Source organism: Gordonia soli NBRC 108243, from assembly GCF_000334455.1.
Lineage (GTDB): Bacteria > Actinomycetota > Actinomycetes > Mycobacteriales > Mycobacteriaceae > Gordonia > Gordonia soli.
In genome coordinates, this window is sequence record NZ_BANX01000040.1 from 1 (window position 1) to 4750 (window position 4750).

12 protein-coding genes are annotated in these 4750 nt (G+C 66.7%); all 12 read left to right on the forward strand.

Annotation, left to right across the window (positions count from 1 at the left end; translation table 11 throughout):
- Nucleotides 1-396 precede the first annotated feature (396 nt).
- The 12 genes from GS4_RS22800 to GS4_RS22855 all read left to right on the forward strand — a co-directional run bounded on the left by GS4_RS22800 (nt 397) and on the right by GS4_RS22855 (nt 4668).
- Nucleotides 397-696, forward strand: a complete 300-nt coding sequence (locus GS4_RS22800) for a hypothetical protein (protein WP_007625040.1) — start codon at nt 397-399, stop codon at nt 694-696.
- Nucleotides 693-980, forward strand: a complete 288-nt coding sequence (locus GS4_RS22805; protein ID WP_007625045.1) for a hypothetical protein — start codon at nt 693-695, stop codon at nt 978-980. Before GS4_RS22800 ends, GS4_RS22805 begins: the two co-directional genes overlap by 4 nt.
- A complete protein-coding gene (locus GS4_RS22810) occupies nt 970-1167 on the forward strand; it encodes a hypothetical protein (RefSeq protein ID WP_007625049.1) in 198 nt (65 codons plus the stop codon). Before GS4_RS22805 ends, GS4_RS22810 begins: the two co-directional genes overlap by 11 nt.
- Nucleotides 1154-1420: a hypothetical protein gene (locus GS4_RS22815; RefSeq protein ID WP_157226731.1), complete on the forward strand. Its 267-nt coding sequence runs from the start codon at nt 1154-1156 to the stop codon at nt 1418-1420. The genes GS4_RS22810 and GS4_RS22815 overlap by 14 nt, the downstream gene beginning before the upstream one ends.
- A gap of 80 nt (nt 1421-1500) precedes the next feature.
- Entirely contained in the window at nt 1501-2394 is an 894-nt protein-coding gene (locus GS4_RS22820; protein ID WP_157226732.1) for a hypothetical protein, read from the forward strand.
- Nucleotides 2391-2678, forward strand: a complete 288-nt coding sequence (locus GS4_RS22825) for a hypothetical protein (RefSeq protein ID WP_040511596.1) — start codon at nt 2391-2393, stop codon at nt 2676-2678. Before GS4_RS22820 ends, GS4_RS22825 begins: the two co-directional genes overlap by 4 nt.
- Nucleotides 2679-2772: 94 nt before the next feature.
- A complete protein-coding gene (locus tag GS4_RS22830) occupies nt 2773-3018 on the forward strand; it encodes a hypothetical protein (RefSeq protein WP_007625056.1) in 246 nt (81 codons plus the stop codon).
- A gap of 14 nt (nt 3019-3032) precedes the next feature.
- Nucleotides 3033-3398, forward strand: a complete 366-nt coding sequence (locus tag GS4_RS22835; RefSeq protein ID WP_040511599.1) for a ribbon-helix-helix protein, CopG family — start codon at nt 3033-3035, stop codon at nt 3396-3398.
- Nucleotides 3395-3604, forward strand: coding sequence for a hypothetical protein (locus tag GS4_RS22840; RefSeq protein ID WP_007625059.1), 210 nt, complete (start codon nt 3395-3397; stop codon nt 3602-3604). The genes GS4_RS22835 and GS4_RS22840 overlap by 4 nt, the downstream gene beginning before the upstream one ends.
- A 223-nt stretch (nt 3605-3827) precedes the next feature.
- On the forward strand, nt 3828-4136 hold the full coding sequence (locus GS4_RS22845) for a hypothetical protein (RefSeq protein WP_007625061.1): 309 nt from the start codon (nt 3828-3830) through the stop codon (nt 4134-4136).
- A complete protein-coding gene (locus GS4_RS22850; RefSeq protein ID WP_157226733.1) occupies nt 4133-4480 on the forward strand; it encodes a hypothetical protein in 348 nt (115 codons plus the stop codon). The genes GS4_RS22845 and GS4_RS22850 overlap by 4 nt, the downstream gene beginning before the upstream one ends.
- Nucleotides 4477-4668 carry a hypothetical protein gene (locus tag GS4_RS22855; protein ID WP_007625065.1) on the forward strand — a complete coding sequence of 64 codons (192 nt, stop codon included), beginning with the start codon at nt 4477-4479 and terminating at the stop codon, nt 4666-4668. The genes GS4_RS22850 and GS4_RS22855 overlap by 4 nt, the downstream gene beginning before the upstream one ends.
- Nucleotides 4669-4750: the final 82 nt, after the last annotated feature.

The following is a 4750-nucleotide window of genomic DNA, read 5'->3' on the forward strand; positions in this document are numbered from 1 at the left end:
TGGCAGATGAAACCGTCGAGTGGGACCGCGCCGACGAAATCGCGTTGCGGGCACTCCAATCCGGTTTCGAGATGGTGCCGTGGCAGGTTGCGTTACTGCGGCGATTCCTAGCCGATCACCCCGCCCCTGCTCCCGACGGGGGTGGTTCGTGATGCCGTACGCCTACGTGTGCACCGAGTGCGACCACCTCGCATCCCGGCACTACCTCGACAGCAACCGCCCAGACCCAGCCGTTTTCGATGGGCCGTACCTGTGTTCACACCGCGATTGCGCGTGCACGGTCAGCCGGACCACACCGATGCGGCCTATCTCGGAGTCGCAGTTCAACGCGTCGTTCGCCGACTCACTCGACGAGTACGAGGACCCCGCCCCTGCTCCCGATACGGAGGACAACCGATGAGCGACTACGACACCCCGGAGAAGGTGGCCACCCGAGACGCCGAGCAGCGACGCCGCGACCCCGCTGCCGCCGCAGCGCAACGTGCGATGGATCGCCGTCCTTCGTGGGGGTACAGCAGCGACTTGGTCGCACTGTGCGCTGCCCGTGAGATGGCCGCACCACTGCGCGCGAAGCACCAGAAGGTGCAGCGTCTCGACGGCACATACCGGTGCACGTCGTGCCGCGACGCCTACGGGGCACACGCTGACTGGCCCACCGGCACTGACCGTCTCATCTACGCCGAGGAGGAGTTGTGACCGACAACGTCCGCGAGGCACTCGAAGCCTGGCCGATGCACCGGCTCCTCCGCTCCGGCGTGATGGATCTCAAGCCCATGCTCGCGAAGCATCTGGCCGAAACCCTCACGCTCGGACCGCCACCCGATTCCGACGCGCTCGTCGGGGCGCTCGTCGACCAGCTCGTCCGCCTGATCGGCCAGTGGCGCACCCTCGCGACCACACCCGGCGGCGAACCGTACGGAGTGTGCGCCGACGCGCTCCAATCCCTACTCGAAGGCGATGGTGAAGACGATGGCGAGTGAACTCACAGCAGCTGAGGTGGTCGACGAGCCGTTCATGCGGAGTTTCCAGGTGGACTACGGCGAAACCAGTGGCGCGAGACTCGATCTCCCCGTCTGGTGGCTGAAGGCCGTCGGCGACCACGCGCTCGCGGTCCTCCGCGCGATCGCCGACCTACTCGAAGGCGATGGCGACGATGACGACAACTAGTTCGGCGAGCAGGCGCTTTCACCTCGGGGGCCGTGTGGTGGTGGCCCGCAACCTCGCGACGGACGCGTCGATCGACGACTTCGTTACGGGCAACGCGGGGAAGATCGTGGACTTCAAGGACTCGCTCTATCTGTACGGGCTCTACGGGCAAGGCATGTACGTCGTCGAGCTGACGCACCCGAACGACCACCCCGGAAATCAGGTCGGTGACCACTTCTACGCCGCACCTTCCGAACTGGAGTACATCGACTGATGCAGTGCACGAAGTGTGGTGGACGATCCGAGGTGCACCTGTGCCGCGAGTGCATCCGCGAGCTGCAATCGAATCTCGAAATGGTGCCATGGCTGTCCGACCGGCTCGCCGAGGCGCACCTGAAGCAAACAGCGCTCGCGCAGGTGCCGCAGCCGCCCCGGCCGGCGCCCCCGAATCCCGACGACGAAGAGTCACCCGTGCCGTTCAACCGCGGGGCGGCCGCCCACTTCGACGAACTGCGCACCGTCGTGATGCGCTGGGTTCGCGACTACTGCGACCAGCTCGGGGTCGAGTTCTTCCCCGTCGACGCGGTGCCCGCCGACTTCATCGGCCCGCTACCGAAGTTCGGCCGCTGGCGCGAAGGCCGCTACGTCCGCGACCACCGCGACCGCTGGCGCATGACACCCGGCTACGTGCCCACGACGCGCGACCTCGCGCGGTGGTTGCGGCGGCACCATCTGGAGATCGCCAACTCCGAAGACGCGGTGCTGTGCGCCCAGGAGATCGACAACGCCGTCCGAAAGATGCTGCGCGAGATCAACCCCCGACGGCTGGTGTTCTGCGGCCCATGCCCGACCGTCACGGGCACGACTCCGCGCGGTGAGCCGAAGAAGTGCGAGCAGGCGATCTGGGCCGAGTGGGACGACGAGCACGACCGGGTGCAGCCGCACGCCCAGTGCTGGCGATGCCGCGCGACCCACGACGTCGCGGTGCTGCGCCAGAACATCTTCGCCCGCGCCGACAACTTCCTCCTGACCGAGGCCGAGCTGTTCAACGTGCTCGACGACCTGGGGGAGCACCTCCCGCGCGTCAAGTTCTACGCGTGGAAGCGCGAGCGTCGCATCCGGCCGCGCGGCTGGAAACACAAGGGCAGGATCACGAACTTCTTCATCCAGCGCGGCGACCCCGCGGTCTACGAGCTGGCCGAGGTCCGCGGACTGATGGCCGCCGACGAGGTAGGGGCGAGCGCGTGAACACGGCACAGCTACTCGAGATCCCCGCCGTGTGGCCCGAACTCCCCCGGGCCGATGCGAGCGCGAAGTGCTACCACGTGTCACCGCCGATGCGCGGATTCTCGTTCGTGATCGGGGTCGAGTGGCGGAGCGGGCTCGTCGACATCCTCGGCTCGTCGGAGCGGGGCGTACTACTACGCGGAGAGGCGAATGACGAGCTGATGTGGATTCACATCGGTTCGGTTTTCACCCCATCGACTGTCGAGGCCGAGTTCGAGAAGCTCGGGTACACCGTCTGCCACTGACCGATGGTCTTACCCCACGGAACGGCGTACGGTAGTACGTGTATGTCACACATAGTCGTTGACATCTAACGAGCATGTATGACATACTAGATGCATGGCGCGGATCTCACTCACAGCAGCAGCCCGGCGACGGGCCTCGAAAGGCCGCATCGTCGCAGCCCTCCGCAACGCGGGGATGCCGCTGGAGATCTCCGAGCGCGACGGCGTCGTGCGGGTGTACTTCATCGGCATCGACGATCGCGGGATCGAGTTGGAGCTGATCCTCGCCCCGCATCTCGACGACGATGACCGGTGGGTCGTGATCCACGCGATGCCGACGCGATTCCGGAAGAACTGGTGAGAGAGGTGATGGAGATGGTGAACGTTCCCGACTTCAGCAAGGAGCCGATCGAGGTCGACGACATCGATCTCGAAGAGACCGAGTTCATCCTGACCAACGGCGAGCGCCTCACCGAGGAGCGCGCGGCTGAGCTGGCCGAGGAGACACTCGCCGAGGTCCGCGCGCGCCGCGAGGCCCGGACGAAGCACCTGGTCCCCGGCGGGAAGTCGCTGACCGGCGGGTCGACCCACTCGCCCGTGCTGAATGTGAGAGTGCCGGCCGAGCTGAAGAGCGCCCTCGACGAGCAGGCCCAGGCACAGAGCATGGGAACCTCGAAGCTCGTCAGGGCGATCCTGGAGGACTGGGCACAGGCGCAGCAGCGGGCGCAGGCGGACAGATGATCGGCCAGCTGGCTCTGGCGATAACGATCGGCCTCGCGCTCACTCCCGTCGGCTGGATGGTCGGACGCGGCATCCGCGGCGTGATGGACGGCGAGGAGTTGCCGCGCTTCATGCACCCGTTCGAGGTCGTGTTCTCGGTCGTGAGGGACCGCGTCGCCGAGCCGATCGTGACCACGACGCGCCGGGTGTGTGACAAACTGCCCTGACCTGCATATACTTCGATCTCAGTGGGCAGCGCTATGCCCAGAAACCCCGCCTAACCAGCGGGGTTTCGTCGTTTCTGAGACTTCGCCGCGCACGTGAACGTCGTGAATCACCACGCGTGTTCTCCCCGGCAAAGCGCACCCCATGACACCGATTCCATCCGGGAGAGGGTGTTGCTGCGTGCGCGGCGAGCACCACCCCGCCCCAGCCCGAAGGACTCCAGCCATGTCCGAACTCCAGCCGATCCTCCCGTCAGCCGAACCGACCGCGCGCGAACAGGCCGTCATCGACTGGCTGATGGACGCGACATTCGAGCTACCGCACCGCACGATCGAGCACGAGCGGCTCGTCGGCAATGGCGCGATGGCGGCGAAGTACGCGGCGATCATGGAACAGCACTTCGACGCCAACGGGGTCGACGTCGAGTCGCTGACGGCCTGGATGACCGACTACCAGCGCGGCGCCCTGCTCATCCGGCACAACCCCGCGTTCGTCCCGTTCATCGCGGCCGCGATCGTCAAGGCGATCTCGTGATGCGCGAGCTGGAGGCGCGTGCGACCGAGGCAGCGCTCGCGGGTAAGCGGGTCGCCTGGTTCGCGCCCACGCTGGAGATTGCCGCACGGTCGCTCGACGAGATCCTTGACCACCTGCGTGCGTCGCAGGTGGTCCGCATACGTCGGTCGACGAGCCCAAGGGTCGAGGTGATCGGGGGCGGATCGATCGCGTTCGCCTCGACACGCAACCCCGACGCCGAGCGCGGGCGCTCCTACGACGTCGCGTGCATTGATCGCGCCGACTTGATCGACGAGGGGCGCAAGCGGTCGATTCGCTTCACTGTCATGGCCGGCGAGGTCCACGAACGGCGGGTAGCAGCGTGAAGGGCCTCGGCGACCAGGAGGCGCTCCCGTCCGAAGTGGTGGCTGGGTGGAACCTGCGCAAGCGGGTCGAGGCGCTCGTGTTCACCGTGCGTGGCCTGGCGCAGCGGATGGGTCTCGAGACCCACGTGCTGAACAAGGTCGACGGGTCGACCGTCATCACGATCACACCCCGCGGTGGTCACCGGTGACCTACCGGCTGGGCAAGACGCCGGCACGCCACGACGCGGTGAAGTTCACGCTTGCGGCCTACCTCGCCGACGTACCCGAACC

Coding starts and splice junctions, on each gene's coding strand:
- GS4_RS22840 (WP_007625059.1), top strand. CDS start 3,395: ATGATCGGCCAGCTGGCTCTGGCGATAACGATCGGCCTCGCGCTCACT.
- GS4_RS22810 (WP_007625049.1), top strand. CDS start 970: ATGGCGAGTGAACTCACAGCAGCTGAGGTGGTCGACGAGCCGTTCATG.
- GS4_RS22820 (WP_157226732.1), top strand. CDS start 1,501: ATGGTGCCATGGCTGTCCGACCGGCTCGCCGAGGCGCACCTGAAGCAA.
- GS4_RS22800 (WP_007625040.1), top strand. CDS start 397: ATGAGCGACTACGACACCCCGGAGAAGGTGGCCACCCGAGACGCCGAG.
- GS4_RS22835 (WP_040511599.1), top strand. CDS start 3,033: ATGGTGAACGTTCCCGACTTCAGCAAGGAGCCGATCGAGGTCGACGAC.
- GS4_RS22815 (WP_157226731.1), top strand. CDS start 1,154: ATGACGACAACTAGTTCGGCGAGCAGGCGCTTTCACCTCGGGGGCCGT.
- GS4_RS22845 (WP_007625061.1), top strand. CDS start 3,828: ATGTCCGAACTCCAGCCGATCCTCCCGTCAGCCGAACCGACCGCGCGC.
- GS4_RS22830 (WP_007625056.1), top strand. CDS start 2,773: ATGGCGCGGATCTCACTCACAGCAGCAGCCCGGCGACGGGCCTCGAAA.